Origin of the sequence: Nocardioides plantarum, from assembly GCF_006346395.1 — a bacterium.
Classification (GTDB): Bacteria; Actinomycetota; Actinomycetes; order Propionibacteriales; family Nocardioidaceae; genus Nocardioides; species Nocardioides plantarum.
Map to the genome: position 1 here is coordinate 47177 of NZ_VDMS01000003.1, position 20436 is coordinate 67612.

General features: G+C 72.8%; 22 protein-coding genes. 16 read left to right on the top strand and 6 right to left on the bottom strand.

Translation table 11 applies throughout. The features are described from left to right. Positions 1 to 2 precede the first annotated feature (2 nt). The 4 genes from FJQ56_RS15620 to FJQ56_RS15635 all read left to right on the top strand — a co-directional run bounded on the left by FJQ56_RS15620 (position 3) and on the right by FJQ56_RS15635 (position 4448). On the top strand, positions 3 to 839 hold the full coding sequence (locus FJQ56_RS15620; protein ID WP_140010521.1) for an FAD binding domain-containing protein: 837 nt from the start codon (positions 3 to 5) through the stop codon (positions 837 to 839). Beyond that, the gene (locus tag FJQ56_RS15625; RefSeq protein WP_140010522.1) at positions 836 to 3538 is read left to right on the top strand and encodes a molybdopterin-dependent oxidoreductase; all 2703 of its coding nucleotides are present in this window, start codon (positions 836 to 838) and stop codon (positions 3536 to 3538) included. The genes FJQ56_RS15620 and FJQ56_RS15625 overlap by 4 nt, the downstream gene beginning before the upstream one ends. Beyond that, on the top strand, positions 3528 to 3998 hold the full coding sequence (locus tag FJQ56_RS15630; RefSeq protein ID WP_140010523.1) for a nucleoside deaminase: 471 nt from the start codon (positions 3528 to 3530) through the stop codon (positions 3996 to 3998). The genes FJQ56_RS15625 and FJQ56_RS15630 overlap by 11 nt, the downstream gene beginning before the upstream one ends. A 63-nt stretch (positions 3999 to 4061) precedes the next feature. Next, positions 4062 to 4448: a hypothetical protein gene (locus FJQ56_RS15635; protein WP_140010524.1), complete on the top strand. Its 387-nt coding sequence runs from the start codon at positions 4062 to 4064 to the stop codon at positions 4446 to 4448. 48 nt (positions 4449 to 4496) lie between these two features. On the opposite strand, the gene FJQ56_RS15640 is transcribed toward FJQ56_RS15635, so the two are convergent. Next, positions 4497 to 5783 (bottom strand): HNH endonuclease signature motif containing protein, encoded by a 1287-nt coding sequence (locus FJQ56_RS15640; protein ID WP_170215429.1) that lies wholly within the window; start codon positions 5781 to 5783, stop codon positions 4497 to 4499. A 337-nt stretch (positions 5784 to 6120) separates the two neighbouring features. Here FJQ56_RS15640 and FJQ56_RS15645 point away from each other — a divergent pair, with 337 nt between their 5' ends. The 10 genes from FJQ56_RS15645 to FJQ56_RS15690 all read left to right on the top strand — a co-directional run bounded on the left by FJQ56_RS15645 (position 6121) and on the right by FJQ56_RS15690 (position 13980). Further along, entirely contained in the window at positions 6121 to 6636 is a 516-nt protein-coding gene (locus tag FJQ56_RS15645) for a GNAT family N-acetyltransferase (protein ID WP_140010526.1), read from the top strand. Between the two features lie 148 nt (positions 6637 to 6784). Next, complete coding sequence (locus FJQ56_RS15650; RefSeq protein ID WP_140010527.1) at positions 6785 to 7198, top strand: DUF1801 domain-containing protein; 414 nt, start codon at positions 6785 to 6787, stop codon at positions 7196 to 7198. Positions 7199 to 7322: 124 nt separating this feature from the next. Next, the gene (locus FJQ56_RS15655; RefSeq protein ID WP_140010528.1) at positions 7323 to 7715 is read left to right on the top strand and encodes a hypothetical protein; all 393 of its coding nucleotides are present in this window, start codon (positions 7323 to 7325) and stop codon (positions 7713 to 7715) included. A 248-nt stretch (positions 7716 to 7963) separates the two neighbouring features. Continuing rightward, positions 7964 to 9067, top strand: a complete 1104-nt coding sequence (locus FJQ56_RS15660) for an ABC transporter substrate-binding protein (protein ID WP_140010529.1) — start codon at positions 7964 to 7966, stop codon at positions 9065 to 9067. After that, the gene (locus FJQ56_RS15665) at positions 9064 to 9921 is read left to right on the top strand and encodes an ABC transporter ATP-binding protein (RefSeq protein WP_140010530.1); all 858 of its coding nucleotides are present in this window, start codon (positions 9064 to 9066) and stop codon (positions 9919 to 9921) included. The genes FJQ56_RS15660 and FJQ56_RS15665 overlap by 4 nt, the downstream gene beginning before the upstream one ends. Before the next feature lie 11 nt (positions 9922 to 9932). Continuing rightward, a complete protein-coding gene (locus tag FJQ56_RS15670; RefSeq protein ID WP_140010531.1) occupies positions 9933 to 10733 on the top strand; it encodes an ABC transporter permease in 801 nt (266 codons plus the stop codon). Further along, the gene (locus FJQ56_RS15675) at positions 10709 to 11518 is read left to right on the top strand and encodes an ABC transporter permease (RefSeq protein WP_140010532.1); all 810 of its coding nucleotides are present in this window, start codon (positions 10709 to 10711) and stop codon (positions 11516 to 11518) included. Before FJQ56_RS15670 ends, FJQ56_RS15675 begins: the two co-directional genes overlap by 25 nt. 20 nt (positions 11519 to 11538) lie before the next feature. Beyond that, positions 11539 to 12885: an 8-oxoguanine deaminase gene (locus FJQ56_RS15680; protein ID WP_246084193.1), complete on the top strand. Its 1347-nt coding sequence runs from the start codon at positions 11539 to 11541 to the stop codon at positions 12883 to 12885. 20 nt (positions 12886 to 12905) lie between these two features. Then, entirely contained in the window at positions 12906 to 13484 is a 579-nt protein-coding gene (locus FJQ56_RS15685) for a GNAT family N-acetyltransferase (RefSeq protein ID WP_140010533.1), read from the top strand. 73 nt (positions 13485 to 13557) lie between these two features. Then, entirely contained in the window at positions 13558 to 13980 is a 423-nt protein-coding gene (locus FJQ56_RS15690) for a type II toxin-antitoxin system PemK/MazF family toxin (protein ID WP_246084194.1), read from the top strand. A 14-nt stretch (positions 13981 to 13994) separates the two neighbouring features. On the opposite strand, the gene FJQ56_RS15695 is transcribed toward FJQ56_RS15690, so the two are convergent. After that, entirely contained in the window at positions 13995 to 14423 is a 429-nt protein-coding gene (locus FJQ56_RS15695) for a GAF domain-containing protein (RefSeq protein WP_140010535.1), read from the bottom strand. 84 nt (positions 14424 to 14507) lie between these two features. Here FJQ56_RS15695 and FJQ56_RS22945 point away from each other — a divergent pair, with 84 nt between their 5' ends. After that, positions 14508 to 14642 (top strand): hypothetical protein, encoded by a 135-nt coding sequence (locus FJQ56_RS22945; RefSeq protein WP_281284687.1) that lies wholly within the window; start codon positions 14508 to 14510, stop codon positions 14640 to 14642. A gap of 57 nt (positions 14643 to 14699) precedes the next feature. Further along, entirely contained in the window at positions 14700 to 15497 is a 798-nt protein-coding gene (locus FJQ56_RS15700; protein ID WP_140010536.1) for a CPBP family intramembrane glutamic endopeptidase, read from the top strand. 7 nt (positions 15498 to 15504) lie between these two features. On the opposite strand, the gene FJQ56_RS15705 is transcribed toward FJQ56_RS15700, so the two are convergent. From FJQ56_RS15705 to FJQ56_RS15720, 4 genes are all read right to left on the bottom strand, one after another. Continuing rightward, the gene (locus FJQ56_RS15705) at positions 15505 to 17211 is read right to left on the bottom strand and encodes a metallophosphoesterase family protein (RefSeq protein WP_140010537.1); all 1707 of its coding nucleotides are present in this window, start codon (positions 17209 to 17211) and stop codon (positions 15505 to 15507) included. 24 nt (positions 17212 to 17235) lie between these two features. Beyond that, complete coding sequence (locus FJQ56_RS15710) at positions 17236 to 19173, bottom strand: N-acetylmuramoyl-L-alanine amidase (protein WP_140010538.1); 1938 nt, start codon at positions 19171 to 19173, stop codon at positions 17236 to 17238. A 216-nt stretch (positions 19174 to 19389) separates the two neighbouring features. Further along, on the bottom strand, positions 19390 to 20118 hold the full coding sequence (locus FJQ56_RS15715; RefSeq protein WP_246084195.1) for an enoyl-CoA hydratase: 729 nt from the start codon (positions 20116 to 20118) through the stop codon (positions 19390 to 19392). Next, positions 20115 to 20405, bottom strand: coding sequence for a DUF1330 domain-containing protein (locus FJQ56_RS15720; protein WP_140010539.1), 291 nt, complete (start codon positions 20403 to 20405; stop codon positions 20115 to 20117). Before FJQ56_RS15720 ends, FJQ56_RS15715 begins: the two co-directional genes overlap by 4 nt. Positions 20406 to 20436: the final 31 nt, after the last annotated feature.

Below are 20436 nucleotides of genomic sequence, written 5' to 3' on the forward strand. Positions count from 1 at the left end.
CGATGGACCTCACCACCGTCACCTCCTACCGGCATGCCCGCGAGCGTGGCGACCTGCGGCTGGTCCCGGGGGAGGCTGTCGTCGCCGGGGGCACCTGGGTGTTCTCCACCCCCCAGCCGTCGACGACCGGGCTGGTCGACCTCACGACCCTCGGCTGGCCGGCCTGGGAGACACCGGGGAGCGGCCTGCCCGACGGCCTGCCCGAGGGCCTGCCTGAGGGTGTGGCCCTGAGGGTCGCCGCGACCTGCACCGTCACCCAGGTCCAGGACGCACCCTGGTCCAGCGAGGTCGCGTCCCTCGTGCGCTCGTGCGCCGAGGCGTTCTTGATGTCGTTCAAGATCCAGCGGCTCGCCACCGTCGGTGGCAACCTCTGCCTGGCCCTGCCGGCCGGCGCGATGATCTCGCTGTTCGCCGCTCTCGGGGCCGAGGTCGTCGTCTGGACCCCCGACGGCGACGAGCGTCGCGAGTCCGTGGAGTCCTTCGTGCGCGGCCCCGGCCGGACCTCCCTGGCCCCCGGTGAGGTCGTCCGTGCGCTCGACGTGCCCGATCACGGCGCCGCACGCTTCGCCTTCCGCCGTACGTCGCTGGCCGCGCTGGGTCGCTCGGCCTCCGTCGTCGTCGGCCGGCTCGACCGCGACGTCGTGCGCCTGGTCGTCACCGCCGCGACGCCACGGCCGCTCGTGCTCTCGGTCGGACCCGACGACGACCCGGCGGCCCTCCTGGGCGCCGTCGACCACTGGTACGACGACCCGCACGGCGCCCCCGACTGGCGCGCCGCCGTCACCGCCACGCTGGCCGCCCAGGTCTGCGCCGAGCTGCGTGCGGAGGCCGTCGGATGACCACCGTCGACGGCCAGCCGGTCGGCGGCCAGCCGGCTCCCGGTCAGTGCCTGCGCACCTGGCTGCGCGACCTCGGACACCTCGCGCCCAAGAAGGGCTGCGACGCCGGCGACTGCGGCGCCTGCACCGTCCTCGTCGACGGTGAGCCGACCCACTCGTGCGTCTTCCCCGCCGTCCGCGCGGCCGACGCCGACATCACCACCGCCGCGGGCCTGGGCTCGCCCGGTGCGCTGTCCCCGGTGCAGCAGTCGTTCGTCGACGCCGCCGGGTTCCAGTGCGGCTTCTGCACCGCCGGGTTCGTGGTCACCGCCACCGCGCTCGGCGACGTGCCGGAGGCCGACCTCGGCCGGTCGTTCAAGGGCAACCTGTGCCGCTGCACCGGCTACCGGTCGGTGCGCGACGCGCTGCTCGGCCGCGGCGGCGCGTGCGGTCCGGGGGCCGGTCCCGGTACGGCGTTCGGCGCCTCGGTCAGCGCGCCCGCCGGCCCCCGCGTCGTGAGTGGCGGCGAGCCCTACACGATGGACGTCGCGCCCGACGCCGCGCGGCCCACCCTCCACGTGGCGCTGCTGCGCAGCCCCCACCCGCACGCGCGCATCGTCGCCGTCGACACGGCCCGCGCCGAGGCGCTGCCCGGCGTACGGCTCGTGCTGACGCACCACGACGCCCCGACGTTCCGCTACTCGACCGCGCGCCACGAGAGCCGCGACGACGACCCCGACGACACCCGGCTCCTCGACGACGTGGTGCGCCACGTCGGCCAGCGGGTGGCCGTCGTGGTCGCCGACTCGATGGCGATCGCCCGCGCCGCGACGCTGCTGATCGAGGTCGGCTACGAGCCGTTGCCCGCCGTGTTCGAGCCCGAGGCGGCCCGGCAGCCGGGCGCCCCGCTGCTGCACGGCGACAAGGTCGCCTCCGTCGCCCGGATCGCCGAGCCGACGCGCAACGTCGTCGCCCAGTCGCACGGCGAGGTGGGCGACACCGCGCGGGGCCTGGCCGAGGCGGTCGCGACCGTCCGCGGCACCTGGCGCACCGCCCGGGTCACGCACGCCTCGCTCGAGACCCACGGCGCGCGCGGCTGGGTCGACGACGACGGCCGTCTGGTCGTGCGGACCAGCACCCAGGTTCCGTTCCTGGTGCGCGACGAGCTGGCCCGGATCCTCTCGCTCGACGCCGACCGGGTGCGGGTGGTCACGGCCCGTGTCGGCGGTGGGTTCGGCGGCAAGCAGGAGCTGCTGGTCGAGGACGTCGTCGGCCTCGCCGTGCTGCGTCTGACCGAGCGCGGGCTGCTGCTGCCCGGGCAGGCGGTGCAGCTCGAGCTGACCCGTGAGGAGCAGTTCACCGCGGTCCCGTGCCGCCACCCGATGCAGGTGTCGGTCGAGCTCGGGGCCGACGCCCACGGCGTGCTGACCGCGATGGTCGTCGACGTGCTGACCGACACCGGCGCCTACGGCAACCACGCCCCGGGCGTGATGTTCCACGGCACCCACGAGTCGATCGCGCTCTACCGCTGCGCCAACAAGCGCCTGGACGCCGAGGCGGTCTACACCAACAACCTGCCCTCGGGGGCGTTCCGCGGCTACGGCCTCGGGCAGGTCATCTTCGCGATCGAGTCGGCGCTCGACGAGCTCGCGCGCGAGGTGGGTCTCACGCCCGCCGAGGTACGCCGGCGCAACGCCGTACGCCCCGGTGACGCGCTGGTCGTCAACGGCGCCGCCGACGTCGACCTCGTCTTCGGCTCCTACGGCCTCGACCAGTGCCTCGACCTGGTCGAGGCGGCGCTGGCCGCCGGCGACGGCGACCCGGTGCCGGCCGACACCGCCGGGCCGGGGGCCGTGGGCTGGCTCGTGGGCGAGGGGCTGGCCGCCGGCATGATCGCCACGATCCCACCGCGCGGGCACCACGCGGAGGCCCGCGTCACGGCGTACCCCGACGGCGAGGTGGTGGTCGGCGTCGGCACCACCGAGTTCGGCAACGGCACCAGCACCGTCCACGTGCAGCTGGCGGCCGACGAGCTCGGCGTGGGGGTCGACCGGGTCCGGCTGGAGCAGTCCGACACCGACCTCGTCGGCTACGACACCGGCGCCTACGGGTCCACCGGGTCGGTGGTGGCCGGCAGCGCGGTCGTGCAGGCCGCGCGGTCGGTGCGGGCCGAGCTCGACCGGCTCCGGGCCGGCGGCGCGGTGCCGACCGAGCCGGTCACCGCGACCGGCTCCTCCGACGGCGCGCTGCGCTCGCTGGCCTTCTCGGTGCAGGGGTTCCGGGTCGCGGTCGCGCCGGCCACCGGCGAGGTCCGGATCCTCAAGTCGGTGCAGGCGGTCGACGCCGGTGTCGTGATCAACCCCGAGCAGCTGCGCGGCCAGGTCGAGGGCGGCGTCGCCCAGGGCATCGGCAGCGCCCTGTGGGAGGAGATGGTGCTGCGCGACGGCGAGGTGCTGACCAAGACCTTGCGCGACTACCGCGTGCCGCAGCTGGGCGACGTCCCGCCGACCGAGGTGCTCTACGCCGACACCTACGACACCCTCGGCCCGCGCGGTGCGAAGTCGATGAGCGAGGCGCCGTACAACCCGGTGGCCCCCGCCCTGGCCAACGCCGTGCGCGACGCCACCGGCGTGCGGCCCTGCGAGATCCCGATGAGCCGCGACCGCGTGTGGCGGCTGCTGCAGACCCGCAACGATCAGGAGAACCCCGATGAGCAGTGACCTGACCTGGCTGACGCAGGCCGTCGACCTGGCCGTGGCCAACGTCGGCGACGGGGGAGGGCCCTTCGGCGCCCTCGTCGTGCGCGACGGCGCCGTGGTCGCGACCGGCCAGAACCGGGTGACCCGCGACCTGGACCCGACCGCCCACGCCGAGGTGACCGCGATCCGGGTCGCGTGTCGCGCCCTGGACACCTTCGCCCTCGACGGCTGCACCCTCTACACGTCGTGCGAGCCCTGCCCGCTGTGCCTGACCGCCTCGCTCTGGGCGCGCCTGGACCGTGTCGTCTACGCCGCCGACCGTCACGACGCGGCCCGCGGCGGCTTCGACGACCTCGTCTTCTACGAGCTGCTGGGGCGCGACCGCAGCACCTGGCCGATGCCGGTGGTGACCGCCGACCTGGAGTCCGCGACGGCGCCGTTCGACGCGTGGCTCTCGCGAGCGGATCGCACGCACTACTAGCCGCGAGCATCGAGGATCGACGGCCGAGATCCATCGTTGAACGCGTTCAACTAGGTTCGGCCCGTGATCGTCTCCCGCTCGCCGAGAACCCGGTTCGTCGCCTTCAAGTCGGCCGGGGCGCTGTGGCTCGTCGGGGCGTCGCTGGGTGTCGGAGTCTCGTGGCTGCTGGTGGTGCCCGCGGCGGCGTACGTGCTCCTGGGCAGTGCAGCGCTCGCGTCGACCGCAGGACGGACGGCGAGGACGGCGACGCTCCTGTGGGCGGTCGCGGTGGTGCTCGTGGCGCTGGCGGCCATCCCGAGCGGCGTCGGTGCCGTCCTCCTGGGGCTCGTGTTCGGCTCACTCCTGTTCGGGGTGTGGTTCGCCACCGGGTGGTTGCTGGTGCACGCGGTCGGGCGGGACGACGTCGCCGCTCGAGGTGGCACCAGTCCGCCGGGTGATCGCGTGCGCTGATGAGGAGGGCGCGCTCGACCGTGCGCGAGCGTCGCGCGGACTCCACGGCTACTCGCGTCGCGGCCGATGTCGGATCCACGTGGCGGGTGGTGGGTCGGCGCGCCGTCGGGGTGGTGGTCGGAACTCCGGTCGTCCGTCGACCGGTGACAGGCGGACCTCCCACGGGCTGTGGTGGATCACCCGGTGGTGCGCTCCGCAGAGCATCACCAGGTTGTCGAGCGCGGTCGCACCACCGTCGGCCCAGTGCCGGACGTGGTGGCCGTGGCACATGACCGGCGGTCGGGTACAGCCCGGGAACGCGCAGTGTCGGTCCCGTGCGATGAGCGCGAGCCAGAGCGCCATGGTGACCAGCCGGTGCGTGCGGCCGACGTCGAGGACGTGCCCCTCCCGTCCGAGACAGATCGGGATCACGTCGGCGTCGCAGGCCAGCCGGCGCACCGCGGCGATCGAGAGGGCCAGACCGTCGTCGGTGACCGCCGCGGGACCGACCCCGGTGCGCAGGTCGTCGAGGTCGATGAGTACGCCGACCCGCGGCCGCGTGCCGTGGCTGGCGGGCTGCCGGTCGGTGTCGAGGGAGTGCTGGGCGACGTCGAGGAGGGCGTCCCACAGTCGGGCTCCGTGGTCACGGGGGTCCGTCTCGGCGACCCGGTCGGGGTCGTCGGGATCGACGGCAGGCGACGGCTTGGTGAGCGGGATCAGCGCAGCCCGGAGGATCGCGCCGTCCTCGACCGACCCGCGGCCACGCAGGCGCACACCGCCGGCACCGTCCTCGACGACGGACAGGAAGCGCTCGAGGTGAGCGGCCCGTTCCTCGCGATCGAGGTCGGCCTCGGCCCTGCGCTCGGACCGGTCGGGGTCGACGACCTCCACCAGACGGCGAGCCGCCTTGCGCAGCTCGGTCGCGTTGAGCCGACCTGCTTCGTCCAGCAGCACCCGCTCGCCCTGGCGCCGCAACATCGGCCCGGGCGGCAGGTCGTCGACCGCGTCGCACACGATGCCCGCCTGAGACGCCGAGACCGCGCCGGCTGCGAGGGCCTCGAAGGTCACGGCCCGATCGCTGGTGAGGGCGCGGGCGTGGCGCACGGCCCGGTGGGCCTCTCCGACGGTGATGCCGGCGAGATGGGCGAACCACTCGTGGGTGGAGCCCCAGGACAGCGACCTGCGAGGGATCTCGCGCTGGTCGACCTCGGTGAGGAGCTGGACGCGCACCGCCGACAGCTGCCCCATCACCCTCTCGAGGGCCTCGGCGCCGTCGACCAGCTCCTCGTCGGAGACCGTCGCCCACAGTCGCTGCCGGAGCGCAGCGACCTCCGCGCCGACGGCCTCGAGGACCATCGACGGACTGGGGGTGCAGGGATGCAACATCGGGACTGCCGATCGGGACGAGCGTTGCCTGGGGACTCACCCGCCAGGACTTGGTAGGACCTCGATGCAGTGCGTCATCAGTTGACGAGCCCCGGAGCACACCCGGAGGTCTCCTGCATCTGTGGCAAAGAGGTTTCTCAACGTGCTAATTGATTAGAACACATATTCGATTCTCTGTCAACCTGCGCATCTCGCGTATTACGACGCAAGACACCGGTAAGTGCGTGTCGGTTCGTCGGGCAACAAGCTGGAGTGGCTCGGTGGCCGGCTTGCCGTCCGCTGGGGAGCCAGGGACCACGATGGACACATGACAGGCTTCAGAGGGCTGACGACAGAACGTCGCGACCTGCCGCCGCTGACAAGTGAACACACGGCTGCGCTGGCGGAGATCCACAGCGACCCCGACGTCGCTCGCTACATCGGCGGCGACAGGCTGACAGCGGAGGTCATTCCTCTCCAGGTGGCTGCTTTCGCTGACGAATGGGACGAACGCGGCTACGGCCAAAGTGCAGTGATCGAGCGACAGACCGGCGCTTTCGTCGGTCGAATCGGACTGCACTTCTGGCCAGACTGGAACGAGATCGAGCTGGGGTACATCCTTGCCGGATCGGCGCAGGGCAAGGGTCTGGCGGCGGAAGGAGCGAGGGCCTGGATCGACTGGGCAAAGTCCGAAGCACATATCGATCACCTGATCGCCAACATCCATCCCGAGAACCAGGCATCAATCGGGTTGGCGAAGAGACTGGGGTTCGTCTTCGACCGCGACGACACCACGCCCTCGGGGCTTCCGACCCTGATCTTCCGCCTACCCGTCGCGACATAGCGCGGCAGGGGCGAAGCCCGCAGACGACCCTGGCTCGAGAGAACCCACCGCTCACCGGGGCAACCGGCACCCATGTCGTGGGACAGGTCTGACACCGCGTCCGGAGACATCACGACCCCACCTCGCCCAGGTCCGGTCACACTTCGTGATGCTGCCGCGTCAGGACCGCGAGACCACCGCCAACAAGGAAGGGCCCGCGATGGCCACGAAGAATGACCCCACCGCCGAGGTGCTGGAGACGATCGCCGCGATGACCGATCGGGACCGCGCGGTCGCCGAGAGGCTGCACCAGGTGATCACCGCCGCGGCCCCGGACCTGAGTCCCCGGCTCTGGTACAAGCAGCCGGCGTACGCCGCAGGCGGTCCGAAGGGCAAGGTCGTCTGCTTCTTCCGCGGCGCCGACGTCGACGGGGAGCGCTACCTCTCGCTCGGCTTCTCGAGCCAGGCCCGGCTCGACGACGGCGGGCTCTGGCCCACGGCGTACGCCGTCACCGAGGTCGACGACGCCGTCGCGGCCCGGATCACGGACCTGGTCCGTCGGGCCGCCACCGGCACCGGGTGACCGATCCGCGAAGCCCGGCCAGAACTGCGATTTCGTTGGTTACGCCGAGCTCGGTGAGCGCCTTGACTGGGGGACGCAGGCGCCGCGCACGCGGCGTCGGACACCTCTCGGAAGGACGTTCTCCATGAGCACTCACACCACTCCCAACCGTCGTCGGATCGCGGGCGCCGCCGCCGCTGTCGTGGTCGCCGGCCTCGGTGCCGTGGCCGGCGGCGCCGCGCCGGCCAGCGCCGGGTCGTGCACCGGCGAATGGTGCGGCGGCCTGAGCAACGCCTCCAACTCCGCGCGCAGCATCGGCTACACGCTGCAGTGGCGGACCAGCTCGAACCCCACCATCGACGGCTACGTCGCGAAGGGGCAGACCAAGGGCGGCCGTGGCTCGGGCTACGACATCGACGGCATGTACATCCCCTCCGGCTGCGTCGGCAGCCCGACCTACGGCGGGAGCATCGCCTACACGCCCGGCTGGTGGAAGATCGCCGACGCCAGCACCTTCGCGATCACGCTCTACTGCTGACGGACTGCTGACGGACTGCTGACGTCCGTCCGCTGAGGCGCCGAGGCCCCGCGGCGCTGGACACGTCGATGCCCGCGGTCACCCGGCCGCGGGCATCGGTGCGTCGGGACGGCGACCAGGCCATGAAACGAACGTAACCCTCCTGAAACGCGTGGATCACGCCCCGGGAACGCGGGCCTCCTAGCGTCGCGGCGACCGCGTGATCGAGCTCGGCGATCCGTCTGCACCCCGCGCCCAGGAGGCACCGCATGACCTCGACCACCCACCGGCTGCTCCGCACCAGCCCGGCTCGTCGTACCCGCCGCTGGCAGGCCGCCATCGCGCTCACCGCAGCCACCGTCCTGCTCGCCGCGTGCGGCGACGACGGCGGCGACAGCGAGGCGAGCGGCGCGGGTGACGGCAGCGACGGCAACGGGTTCGGGACGGTCTCGGTGCAGCTGTCGTGGATCAAGAACGCCGAGTTCGCCGGCGAGTTCATGGCCGACGACAAGGGCTACTTCAAGGACGCCGGCTTCGACAAGGTCAACCTGCTGCCCGGGCCGGTCTCGACCGAGGAGCTCGTCGCCACGGGCAAGGCCGACTTCGGGCTGAGCAACGCGATCTCGACGGGTGCCTCGATCGCCAACTCCGATTTCCCGCTCAAGATCGTCGGCACGACGTACCAGAAGAACCCGTTCTCGATCCTGTCGATCTCCGACAAGGGCAACATCAAGACCCCGCAGGACCTGGTCGGCAAGAAGATCGGCGTCCAGGACCCCAACCTGAGCCTGTTCAACGCGCTCCTCGCGGCCAACGACATCGACCCCGACGACGTCGAGATCGTGCCCAACGGCTTCGACATCGCCCCGCTCGAGGACGGCCAGATCGACGGCCTGGTCGCCTACGTGACCAACGAGTCGCTGCTGGTCAAGGGCGACGGGTTCGACACCGTCGACCTGCCCTTCGCCGACAACGGCCTGCCCTTCGTGGCCGAGAGCGTGATCGCGACCGAGGACACGATCAAGAACAAGCCCGACATGGTCAAGGCGTTCCTCAAGGCCGAGATCCAGGGCTGGAACGACGCGTGCGCCGACCCCGAGGCCGGGGCCAAGCTCGCCGTCGACAAGTACGGCGTCGACATCGACCCGCCGCTCGAGCTCGAGAAGGAGGTCGCCCAGGCCGAGCAGCAGTGCGACCTGCTGGTCAACACCGACGAGACCGCGGCCAACGGACTGTTCACCATCAGCGACGACCTGGTCCAGGACAACCTCGCCTCCCTCAAGGCGGCCAAGATCGACCTGAAGGCCGACGACATCTTCGACCTCGACCTGCTCGGCGAGGTCTACCGGGACAACCCCGAGCTCAAGAAGTGACCGAGGCCGACACCACCGCGGCTGCCTCGTCCACGGGCTCGACCCCGGACGGGGCGGCCGGTGGGACGGCGCTCAGCGGCACGGGTCTGCACATCCAGGACCTGAGCAAGACCTTCAAGGCCGGGCGCAAGGAGGTCGTCGCCCTGGAGGGCGCCACCCTGCACACCGACAAGGGCGCGTTCCTGTCGCTGCTCGGGCCCTCGGGCTGCGGCAAGTCCACGATCCTGCGGATCCTGGCGGGGCTCGAGACGGCCACCAGTGGTGAGGCCCGCGTCGATGGCAAGACACCGGGCGAGCTGCGGCGCGACCACCAGCTCGGGATCGCCTTCCAGGACGCCGCCCTGCTGCCGTGGCGCTCGGTCGAGTCCAACATCAGGCTGCCGTTCCAGGTCTCGGGCACCAAGCCGGACCAGGCCCTGGTGCGTGAGCTGATCCGGCTGGTCGGCCTGGAGGGGTTCGAGAAGGCACGGCCCGCCCAGCTGTCCGGCGGCATGCGTCAGCGGGTCTCGATCGCCCGGTCGCTGGTGGTCAAGCCGTCGGTGCTGCTGCTCGACGAGCCGTTCGGCGCCCTCGACGACATGACCCGCCAGCGGCTCAACCTCGAGCTCCTGCGGATCTGGACCGAGAAGCCCGCGACCACGCTCATGGTCACGCACGGCATCTCCGAGGCGATCTTCCTGTCCGACCAGGTCGCCGTGATGAGCGCGCGCCCCGGCCGGGTCAAGGAGGTCATCACCGTCGACCTGCCCCGCCCGCGGACGCCGGAGATGATGCGCACCCCCGAGTTCCACGCACTCCACGACCACGCCTCCGACCTGCTGTTCGGCGACCGCGTCGCGGTCGACGAGCACTGAGGGAGATCGCGATGCGTACGCCGACGATCACGCGTGAGCAGCAGACGAGCATCGCGCTCGGCGTGCTCGGCGCCGTGATCAGCCTGACGGTCTGGTGGGTCTCGGCGGCCACCTGGCTGGCCGACAACCAGGTCCCGACCCCGCCCGACGTGCTGGCGGTATTCCGTGAGCGCGGTCTCGACTACTACCAGCGGATCTTCTCCGTCACCCTCGGCGAGGCCTTGCGCGGCTACGTGGTCGGGGTGGGGGCTGCGCTCGTGCTGGCCACGCTCGTGCTGCTGGTGCCACGGCTCGAGGCGGTGGTGATGCAGCTGGCGGTCGTGACCTACTGCCTCCCGGTCGTGGCCCTCGCCCCGATCCTCATCATCGTCCACGACCTCCCCGAGCCGGGCGGCCACTCGGCCACCGCGGTCGACCTGGCCGCGATCTCGGTCTTCTTCACCACCGTCGTCGGGGCCGTCCTGGGCTTCCGCTCCGCCGACCCCGCGGCCCTCGACGTGGTGTCGGTCTACGGCGGCGGAAAGCCCCAGCAGTTCCTCCGCGTCCGGCTGGTCTCGGCCCTGCCCGCGCTGTTCACGACCCTGCAGATCGCCGCACCGGCGGCCTACCTCGGCGCCCTGCTGGGCGAGTACTTCGACCGCCACCTCGAGGTCGGCGTCGGCCCCTCGCTCATCCTGGCCCAGAACAACCGGGAGACCGCGCTGGCCTGGTCCCTCGGCATCGCCTGCGCGATCGTCGCCGGTGTCGCCTACCTGGCGATCGGGCTCGTCGGCCGGATCGTCACGCCGTGGTCGAAGGGCGTGGCCCGGTGACGGCGCTGCGCCTGGTCGGGCGCCCCGTGCTCAACCTGGCGTTCGTCCTGGCTGTCGTCGTCGCTCTGTGGGTGGTGCTGCTCGACTTCTCCGACGTCAGCGACCTCGTCGTACGACGCCCCGCCGACGTCTGGGCCTACCTGTTCACCGAGCCCGAGGCCGCCGAGAACCGGGCCGACGTGCTCGGCCCCCTGTGGCAGACCCTGATCGACGCGGGCATCGGCTTCTCGGCCGGCCTGGCGGTCGCCGTCGTGCTGGCCACCGGGATGGTGCTGTCGAAGGGCGTCGAGGCCGCCAGCATGCCGGTCGTGATGCTGGTCCGCACCGTGCCGCTGGTGGCCCTGGCGCCGATCATCACCCTCATCTTCGGCAACGGGTTCCTGTGCGTGGCGGTGATGAGCGGCATCGTGGTGCTGTTCCCGGCGCTGGTGACGATCGCGTTCGGGCTGAGGTCGGTCACGCCGCAGATGCGCGACGTGGTCACCGTCTACGGCGGCTCGACGCTCGACGTGCTGCGCCGGGTGGCCTACCCGACCGCCCTGCCGTCGATCTTCGCGGCGGTGCGCATCTCGGTGCCCGGCGCCATCACCGGCGCCCTCATCGCCGAGTACTTCACCACCACCGACAGCGTCGGCAAGGCCGTCAACACCTCGCTCGCGCTCTACCAGTACGACCGGCTCTGGGCCCTGGTCGTCGTCGTCACGGTCGCCTCGATCCTGCTCTACACCGTGGCCCAGCTGGCCGAGCGGCTCGTGCTCCAACGCTTCGGGGTGAAGGTCGTCTGAGGAGGTCGAGCACGTCGCCCGTGGGGGTCTCGAGGCTCGTCGCCGGGGCTCCTCGCACCTCGACCAGCGTGGGGCGCACGGTCCTGCGCGGTGCTCGCTGGCCCGGCGACGTGGCTTTCGCCGACGGTGTGATCGTGGCGGTCGGCGACGTCCCGGCCCAGGCCGGCGACGCCGTGGTCGACTGCACCGGCGACCTGGTCACCGCCGGGTTGGTCAACACCCACCACCACCTCTACCAGTGGCTGACCCGGGGGTGGGCCGTCGACTCGACGCTCTTCGGCTGGCTGCAGACGCTCTATCCCGTGTGGGCACGGATCCGGCCCGAGGACGTGGAGGCCGCCGCCCTGGTGGGACTGGCCGAGCTCGCCCTGTCGGGCTGCACGACGGCTGCGGACCACCACTACCTGGTGCCGGGCGGTGACGACTCGGTGTTCGACGCGATCGCCTCGGCGGCCGGTCGGATCGGGATCCGGGTGCACCTGGCCCGCGGGTCGATGGACCTCGGCGAGAGCGACGGCGGACTGCCACCCGACCACGTCGTCGAGGACCTCGACGCGATCCTGGCCTCCACCGAGGCCGTGCACGCGCGACTGCACGACGGCGACCGCGTGGTCGTCACGGTCGCACCGTGCAGCCCGTTCTCGGTGAGCCGCGAGCTGATGATCGAGAGCGCTGCTCTCGCGCGCCGCCTCGGACTCCGGCTGCACACCCACCTGGCCGAGACCCTCGACGAGGAGCACGACAGCCTGGCCCGCTTCGGACGACGTCCCCTCGAGCTGCTCGACGAGCTCGGCTGGATCGCCCCCGACGTCTGGGTCGCCCACGGCATCCACTTCTCCGACGCCGAGGTGGCCCGCCTCGGCGCGACCCGCACCGGCGTCGCGCACTGCCCGTCGTCCAACTCGCGTCTCGGCGCCGGCATCGCCCGGGTGCGCGACCTGGTCGCCGCAGGTGCGCCGGTCGGCCTCGGCGTCGACGGGGTCGCCTCCAACGAGGTCGGTGCACTCCAGCCCGAGCTGCGCCAGGCCGTCTACCTCGCCCGGCAGCGCGACCGGTCGCCCACGGCGCTCGGACCGGCCGACGCCCTCGCCCTGGCGACCACCGGCGGCGCGGCGTGCCTGGGCCGCGACGACCTCGGTGCCCTCGAGGTCGGGCGCCAGGCCGACCTCGTGGTCTGGCCGGGCGACGACATCGCCGACGTGCTGGACCCCCTGGCCGGGCTCGTGCTGGGGCCCGACCGCTCGGCTCGTCACGTCCTGGTCGCCGGTGAGCACGTCGTCCGCGACGGCCACCTCGTCGGTGCCGACCTCGCCGCCTTGCGCGCGGACCTGACCCGCCGGGCGCGTCGGCTCTGGCCCAGGGCCTGAGTCCGTCGCAGACTGCACGGATGGCCCTCACGACCCACCCGGTCACCCCCGACCGGTTCGACGACTTCGCCGACGTGGTCAACCCGAACCGGCGGGCGACCCACTGCTGGTGCCTGTCGCACCGGCTGACCACCGCCGAGATCGAGGAGCACGAGTCCCGCGAGGACGCCGCGCGAGCCCTGTGCGGGCGGGAGCACCCGCCCGGCGTGGTCGGCTACGACGACGAGGGCGTGCCGGTCGGCTGGTGCAGCATCGGCCCGCGCGCGGACAACAGCCGGCTGGTCCGGTCCCGGCTGATCCGCCCGGTCGACGACCTCGACGTGTGGAGCATCATCTGCGTCGTCGTCCGCAGCGGCCACCGCAGGCGGGGCCACACCACCCCGCTCGTCGAGGGCGCCGTCGCGTACGCCGCCGAGCGGGGCGCACCGGCGGTCGAGGCCTACCCGGTCGACCCGGGGGAGCAGCGGATGGACCTGACCATGGCCTTCGTCGGCACCCGTGCCATGTTCGAGAAGGCCGGCTTCGAGGTCGTCGGGATGACCGACGCCGTGGCCAGCAGGATGCCCCGGCTGGTCATGCGCCGGATGCTCCACCACTAGGTTGGTGTGCATGGCGACCGGGCGGATCCGACGATGGGCGGGGCGCCTGCGTCGTCGTCGTGCAGCCACCGGCGTGACGTCCCAGGCTGCGTACCGCGGCGACTTCGAGGGCCGCGCCCGCATCGAGTACTCCCCGCGCGCCGACGGCGACGCCGACCCCGGAGAGGTCGTCTGGGCGTGGGTGCCCTACGAGGAGGACCCCAGTCGGGGCAAGGACCGACCCGTGCTGGTGCTGGCCCGTGCGGGTGAGGACCTGCTCGGGCTGATGCTCACCAGCAAGGACCACACCGGTGACCCGCGTCGTGGCCGTCCGGGCGGACCCGTCTGGCTCGACGTCGGCACCGGCGCCTGGGACCGCCAGGGCCGGCCCAGCGAGGTGCGGCTCGACCGGGTGCTGCGACTCGCGCCCTCCGCCGTACGCCGGGAGGGCGCCGCCCTCGACCGGGCCCGCTTCGAGCAGGTCGCCGCAGCCGTGCGCGAGACCAACGGCTGGTAGGGCGGGTCTCCCGATCAGGGCAGGGCCCGCACCTGCTGGAAGTTGCGTCCGCCCCGGGCGAAGGTCGCCAGCACCGCCGCCGGCACGACGTCGGCCGGCGCGGACCACGCGCAGTCGCGCACGTGCACCAGGTCCGCGGCCCACGCCTCGTCGTCGACGTCGTAGCGCCAGCCGCCGGTGAGGACGCCGACGCGGAACAGCCCGTCGTCGTCACGGGTCCACACCTGCGCGCCGGCCCCCACCTCGGCGAAGCGGCGCAGCCGGGCGGCAGCGCGCTCGCCGTGCTCGTCGTACGTCGCGGCGAGAGCCTCCGCGAGGCTGCCGGGCGCGACGGCCAGGTGACCCCCGATGCCCACGACCCCGAGCCGCAGGGCCCGGACGGTCGCCAGGGTCGGGTCGACGTCGTCGCGGCGTGACCGCATCGGGGCCCGGTAGACCGGCATGTCACCAGCCTCGCGCTCGGCCGGCGGACGCTCGCCCTCCCTTGGGGTGCGGCACGCCCGGGTCCGCGGCCCGAGAGTGGGGGCATGGACCGCCGTCTCATCGTCGCCGCCGTCATCGTGCTCGTCCTCGTGGTCGGCGCGATCTTCCTGCTGATCGGCAGCAGGCAGGGTGGCGACAGCGACACCCAGAGCCTCGCCCCGGTGACGAGCCTCGGGTAGCCGGCGCCGCCCGGCGCCCTCGCCGGCCGACCTTGGCCCACGCAGCATGATGGGCGCATGACGACGTACGCCGCCGGTGAGCCGCAGGCGGAGGTGCTGACCCCGCACGCCCGCCGGCTCCTGGGCATCGAGCTGGCCATCGTGCTGCTCCTCACCCTGGGACGCAGCGGCATCTACTCCGCGGTCGACCTGCTCGAGTCCGCGACCCAGCCGGGCGGGCTGTCGGCGCAGACGACGACCCTCAACGGGTCCTTCGCGCCCGAGCGGCCCTGGTTCGAGCTGACCTACCAGCTGCTCAACATCGCCTTCACGATGGTGCCGGTGGCCCTGGTCGGCTACCTGCTCGTCCGCTCCGGCGTCCGGCTGCGCGAGGTGTGGTTCCGCGACGCCGGGTGGGGAGACCTGCTGCGCGGCGCCGGTCTCGCGGCGGGTGTCGGGGCGCTCGGCCTGGCGTTCTACCTGGTGATGAACGCCCTCGACCTCAACCTCACCGTGGAGGCCTCCGGCCTCGACACCTCGCCGTGGTGGAACATCCCGGTGCTCGTGCTCCAGGCGGTCAAGAACGCCGTGCTCGAGGAGTTCATCGTCCTCGGCTACGTGATCGTGCGCCTGCGTCAGCTCGGCTTCACCGACCTCAAGGCCATCGTGCTCGCCGCGTTCCTGCGCGGCAGCTACCACCTCTACCAGGGCCTCGGCGGGTTCTTCGGCAACCTCGCGATGGGCCTGCTCTTCGGCTGGCTCTACCGCCGCTGGGGCCGGGTCACCCCGCTCGTGGTGACCCACACGCTGCTCGACGTCGGCGCGTTCGTCGGCTACGCGGCCCTCGCCGGGCACGTGTCCTGGTTGCCGACCTAGGGCGCGGTCAGTCCTGCGGCGCCGCGGCGGCCTCGCCCGGCACGCCGCCCACGTCGACGCGCGGCTCGACGGTGACCGTGCCGTCGGTGGCGAAGCGGTAGAGCTGGTAGCCGGTGACCAGCCGGGTGTCGTCGTCGAGGAAGACCACCGGGAACGACGCCTCCTGCTGCGGTCGCGACCACGGCGTGGAGAAGTTGTTGATGGTCGGGGTGTCGATGGCGCCGCCGGTCGTGTCGAGCTCCATGAGCAGGGTCCAGGTGCCGTCGGAGTTCCAGAGGACACGGGGCTCGATCGACCGGTGCCAGTGGCCGTAGAACACGGCCCCGGCGGGTACGTCGCCCACCCCGTCGTCGTCGGGGTCGGCGGGTGGCACGGTGGGCGACGTCGTGGGGGACTGGACGAGCGAGTCGACGGACTCGATGTCGAGGAAGGCCTGGGCGGCGTAGGCCTCGTGGACCAGCACCAGGTCGGGCCGGTCCTCCTCGGAGGCGACCTCGCGCAGGCGACGGCCCTGGCCGTCCTGGCCCTCGTCGCCGCGCAGGCTGCTCCCGCCGAAGAGCTCGGTGCGCGACGGGTCGCTGTCACCGAGCACGCGGACGCCGCCGACCTCCTCGGTCTGCCCGTCGAGCACCTTCATCCCGGCGTCGGCCATCTGCTCCTCGCTCACCGAGGACTCGTGGTTGCCGCCGATGGCCGCGACCGGTGCGTCGCCGGAGATCGAGGCCTCGTCGGCGATGCAGGTGCCCTCGGCGGCGGTGCCGTTGGTGGTGAGGTCACCGGCGATCGCGAGCAGCGACGGCGCCTTGTCGGCCTCGCTCAGCTGCGCGAACACCTGACGCTGCAGTCGGATCATGGTGGCGCTGCAGTGCATGTCGGACTGCATCATCACGGCCCGCTCGCCGTCGCGCGGCCCCTCCATCAGCCCGGACTGCTGCTCCAGGTCGGACAGGGCGACCTCGCGGTAGGCCCGCTCGGCGGCGTCCTGGCGCGACACGAGCTTCTGCGCCTTCTCCACCGCACCGCTCAGCAGGGCACGGACGACGGGGCTGTCGGTGGTGGCCCCCTCGGCGAGGCTCCCGTCGAGCGCCGTGAGCGCGTAGGTGCCCTCGGTGGGTCCGCGGCCGCCCTCGGAGCCGCGCAGCTGGACGACAGCCAGACCTCCCGTCATCCCGAGCGCGAGCACGCCCGCGACCACCACGCGCAGCGCGTCGCGACGGCTGGCGCGCAGGCTGCGCAGCGGGAGCAGCTCGGACAGCGCGAGCAGGCCGAGGCCGCCGACCAGCGCCACCACCAGGACCGACACCACGAGCTGGTGGCGCAGCTCGGCGGTCACCAGGTCGACGTACTCGGCGACGGCGTCCTCGGGGTCGTGGAACAGGCCGGTGTAGAGCTCGAGCATCTCCGGGCGCACGTAGTTGGCGAGGTCGCCGTTGCCGGCGCCCGGGTCGCCGGGCCCGTCGATCGTGGCGACGACGCCCAGGGGACCCCGCGAGGAGGGGACGTAGACGGTGCCGGCGATGCCGAGGCGGACCTCGCTGTGCCCCTGGGTGGACAGGGTGAACGTCGTCGGCGAGGTGCCGATCTTCTCGTCGACCTCGGTGTGGGTGACGGCCCACGACAGCGACAGGGGAAGGCCGATGACCCCGGCGACCACCACGCAGACGGCGTACCGGCGGAGCACGCGCAGCATCACGCGCACCGCCTGCTCCCTCATGGGTCCACCGTACGGAGAGCCGCCTCAGCGCAGGACGTCGACCTCCTCGCGCCGCACGAAGGCGATGCGGTGCCCGAGGTTGATCTGGACGTAGCGGTCGCAACCCACGATGTCGACGTGGTCACCCGGGGTGTCGAGCGAGTAGGTCTTGGCCTTGTAGTAGTCCGTCACCGGCGCCAGGTCGCCCACGGCGTAGAGCTGACCGGCGGGCAGCGTGTAGAGCAAAGGCGAGACCGCCTGCACGTCGGCCGGGTCGGCGTACGCCGAGGCCTCGGGGTAGGCGCGGCCGTAGACCTTGGCCGCGGCGCCCTTGGCGCGCACCCGGCCGAGGGGGTGCTGCACGACGCGCGCGGTGGGGCGGCGGCGCGGGTTGACGAACCAGCCGATCGTGCCGAGGAACCAGACGCCGGTCCAGTCGCCCTCGACGCCGGCGACGACGTAGTCGGTGCCGGCGGTGGCGCGGGCGCTGATGTCGGAGACCTCGGTCGTGGCGGCCTGCCCGGTCTGGTGCAGGCCGGGGTCGTTGACCAGCGGGGCCGCGGCGTCGGGCGCGGTGCGGAGGGTCACGAAGTTGGTGTCGCGCAGCCCGCCGCAGTCGTCGCCGCCGGTCTCGCACCCGGTGACCGGCTGCACGTTGCCCGCGAACCCCGGCAGGATCCGTACGACGTCACCCACCCGCGCGCGACGGTGGGACGTGCCGCGGTGCAGCGGCGCGCCGAGCAGGTCGAAGTAGTGCTCCCAGTCCCAGAACGGGCCCGGGTCCCAGTGCATCCCCGGGATCGTCGGCGTCGTCGTGCCGGGCACCTGGTCGTGCCCGATGACGTGGGCCCGGTCGAGCGGGATCGAGTGCTTGCGGGCCAGGTAGCGCACCAGCCGGGCCGACGTGCGGTACATCGCCTCGGAGAACCACGGCGCTCCCTCGGCTGCGAAGCCCTCGTGCTCGAGGCCGATCGAGTGCATGTTGAGGTACCAGTTGCCGGCATGCCAGCAGACGTCCTTCGCCTTGGCGTGCTGGGCGATGTGGCCGTCGTCGGACCGCAGGGAGTACTGCCACGAGACATAGGTGGGGTCGGTCACCAGGTCGAGCACGGTGTCCCAGTAGCCCTCGGTGTCGTGGATGACGAGGTGGGTGATCTTGGGCGCGCGGGGCCGGTCGGCGAGGTCGTGGTTGCCGTAGTCACCCGGACCGGGGCCGTACTGCTCGTAGGGCGCCGGGATCCACTCGACGTCGAGCCCGCGCGGAGCCTCGACGTCGTCGTGGTGGCCGCGCTGGCGGCGGGCCTCGGTGGCCCGCGAGCGCAGCGCGGTGCGCTGGCCGTCAGGGGCACCCACCGTGCGCGCCGGGAGCACCAGCCTCGAGCCGTCGGCGAGCTCGACCCGGCCACCGTCGCGGACCGTCGCCAGCACGGTGTCAGCGAGCTCGAGCTGGGTCGCGGCGGTCACCAGGCCGCTGGTCGCGGCCACCGTCGCGAACCACTGCGCGGGGTCGGTGTCGACCCCGACCGGGCGGCCGGCCTCGCGCTGGCGGGCCGCCAGCAGGGCGGCGGTCGCGCGCACGTTGGCGTCGGGGTCACGTCGTACGACGTCGACGCCGAGCCCGGAGGCGGCGGCCGCCTCGTGGAGCGTGTCGAGCACGGGGGAGACGTCGTCCTTGCCGGCGCGGCCGCGGGCCTGCGCCGCGGCGGTCCCGTCGACCAGGTGCATCGGGCCGTAGCCCAGCGACGAGCTGGGCCGGCCGTCCTGGTCGGCCCACCGGGTCTGCGCGTGGCTCAGGGCCGCGAGCAGGGCCGGTGGCACGCCGTAGGCCTGTCCGGCCTTGGCGAACACGGGGTGCGTGTCGACCCGGACGGCAGGGGAGACGAGCGCCTGCACGGGTCCGGCGAGCGGGCCGGCCGTGGCCAGCACGCCGGCACCGACCCCCGTGGTGAGCAGGAAATGACGTCGAGAGACAGAGGAACCCACTGGAGACCTTCCGACCAGAGCCCGAGACGGCTGCAACGTTGGTTGACCCCGTCACCTTCCTCCGCGACGGCGCACGTTGTCCAGCATCAGGTCCACCCGTCGGCTGAGGTGCGAGCGAAGCGAGCCTCGAAGCCACGGGCCCGGTCTGCGGGACGCTGCGGTGGCTTCGAGGCTCGTCGCCGGGGCTCCTCGCACCTCAGCCGACGTAGGGTGCGCTCAGCGGCCGGTGAACACCGGTGGCCGCTTCTCGACCCGCGCTGCGGCCGCCTCGCGCACGTCGTCGCTGGCCCAGCACGCCGCGAACGACGCCTCGGCGGCAGCGTCGTCGGCACCGTTGAGCACGGCCTTGTTGTGGGCGAGCGACAGCGGCGCCAGCGCTGCGATCTCGTGCGCCCACCCGAGTGCGTCGTCGAGGGTGCCGGCCCGGTCGGCCAGGCCGCAGGCGAGCGCGGCGGACCGGTCGATCGTCTCCGCGGCGATCATCAGCCGTCGTGCGACGCCCCCGCCGGCGACGTCGGCGAGCCGCCGGATCGTCCACGCGTCGACGGCCATGCCGTTGCGCGGGGTCGGGACGGCGAACCGCGCGGTCTCGTCGGCCACCCGCAGGTCGCAGGCCAGCGCGAGCTGGGTGCCGGCTCCGATGGCAGGGCCGTTGACGGCGGCGATGACCGGCACCGGCAGCCCGGTCAGGCCGTCGGGGCCGTGGAGCATGCCGTAGAGCGCGTGCAGGAACTCCTCGCCGTAGACCCCGGTCAGGTCGGCGCCGGAGCAGAACGACGTACCGTCGCCGGTCACGACCAGCACCCGGGCGCCGGCAGCGACCTCGGCCCGGGCTGCGGCGGTGATCGCGCGGCAGAGCTCGAGGTCGAGGGCGTTGCGGCGGTCGGGCCGGCGCAGCTCGAGGAGGGAGACCGCGCCGTCGCGGCGGGTGTCGAGCACGCTCACCCGGCGGCGTCGACGATCCGGATGTCGCGCACCGCCCCGTCGCCGAGGGCGGCCAGGGCCTCCTGGTAGGCCGCGCTGTCGTGCGCCGCCACGGCCGCCTCGACCGAGGGGAACTCGATGAGCACCGTGCGGGTCTCCTGGCCGGCCTCGAACACCGCCGAGGGCAGCGAGCGGGCCAGGAACGTCCCGCCGGCGCCGGTCAGGGCCGGAAGTGCCAGGGCGGCGTAGGCCTGGAGCTTGGCGTCGTCGGTGACCTCGACGTAGGTGCTGATCCAGTAGGCCGTCATGGCGTCATCGTGCCAGGACCGGCCCCGGACG

Bases quoted from the DNA above. Each gene is read 5' to 3' on its own strand.
- FJQ56_RS15660 (WP_140010529.1), top strand. From the start codon at position 7,964: ATGACCTCGACCACCCACCGGCTGCTCCGCACCAGCCCGGCTCGTCGT.
- FJQ56_RS22945 (WP_281284687.1), top strand. From the start codon at position 14,508: ATGGACCGCCGTCTCATCGTCGCCGCCGTCATCGTGCTCGTCCTCGTG.
- FJQ56_RS15695 (WP_140010535.1), bottom strand. From the start codon at position 14,423: ATGCCGGTCTACCGGGCCCCGATGCGGTCACGCCGCGACGACGTCGAC.
- FJQ56_RS15720 (WP_140010539.1), bottom strand. From the start codon at position 20,405: ATGACGGCCTACTGGATCAGCACCTACGTCGAGGTCACCGACGACGCC.
- FJQ56_RS15645 (WP_140010526.1), top strand. From the start codon at position 6,121: ATGACAGGCTTCAGAGGGCTGACGACAGAACGTCGCGACCTGCCGCCG.
- FJQ56_RS15625 (WP_140010522.1), top strand. From the start codon at position 836: ATGACCACCGTCGACGGCCAGCCGGTCGGCGGCCAGCCGGCTCCCGGT.
- FJQ56_RS15685 (WP_140010533.1), top strand. From the start codon at position 12,906: ATGGCCCTCACGACCCACCCGGTCACCCCCGACCGGTTCGACGACTTC.
- FJQ56_RS15670 (WP_140010531.1), top strand. From the start codon at position 9,933: ATGCGTACGCCGACGATCACGCGTGAGCAGCAGACGAGCATCGCGCTC.
- FJQ56_RS15650 (WP_140010527.1), top strand. From the start codon at position 6,785: ATGCTGCCGCGTCAGGACCGCGAGACCACCGCCAACAAGGAAGGGCCC.
- FJQ56_RS15705 (WP_140010537.1), bottom strand. From the start codon at position 17,211: ATGAGGGAGCAGGCGGTGCGCGTGATGCTGCGCGTGCTCCGCCGGTAC.
- FJQ56_RS15700 (WP_140010536.1), top strand. From the start codon at position 14,700: ATGACGACGTACGCCGCCGGTGAGCCGCAGGCGGAGGTGCTGACCCCG.
- FJQ56_RS15630 (WP_140010523.1), top strand. From the start codon at position 3,528: ATGAGCAGTGACCTGACCTGGCTGACGCAGGCCGTCGACCTGGCCGTG.
- FJQ56_RS15620 (WP_140010521.1), top strand. From the start codon at position 3: ATGGACCTCACCACCGTCACCTCCTACCGGCATGCCCGCGAGCGTGGC.
- FJQ56_RS15655 (WP_140010528.1), top strand. From the start codon at position 7,323: ATGAGCACTCACACCACTCCCAACCGTCGTCGGATCGCGGGCGCCGCC.
- FJQ56_RS15640 (WP_170215429.1), bottom strand. From the start codon at position 5,783: ATGGTCCTCGAGGCCGTCGGCGCGGAGGTCGCTGCGCTCCGGCAGCGA.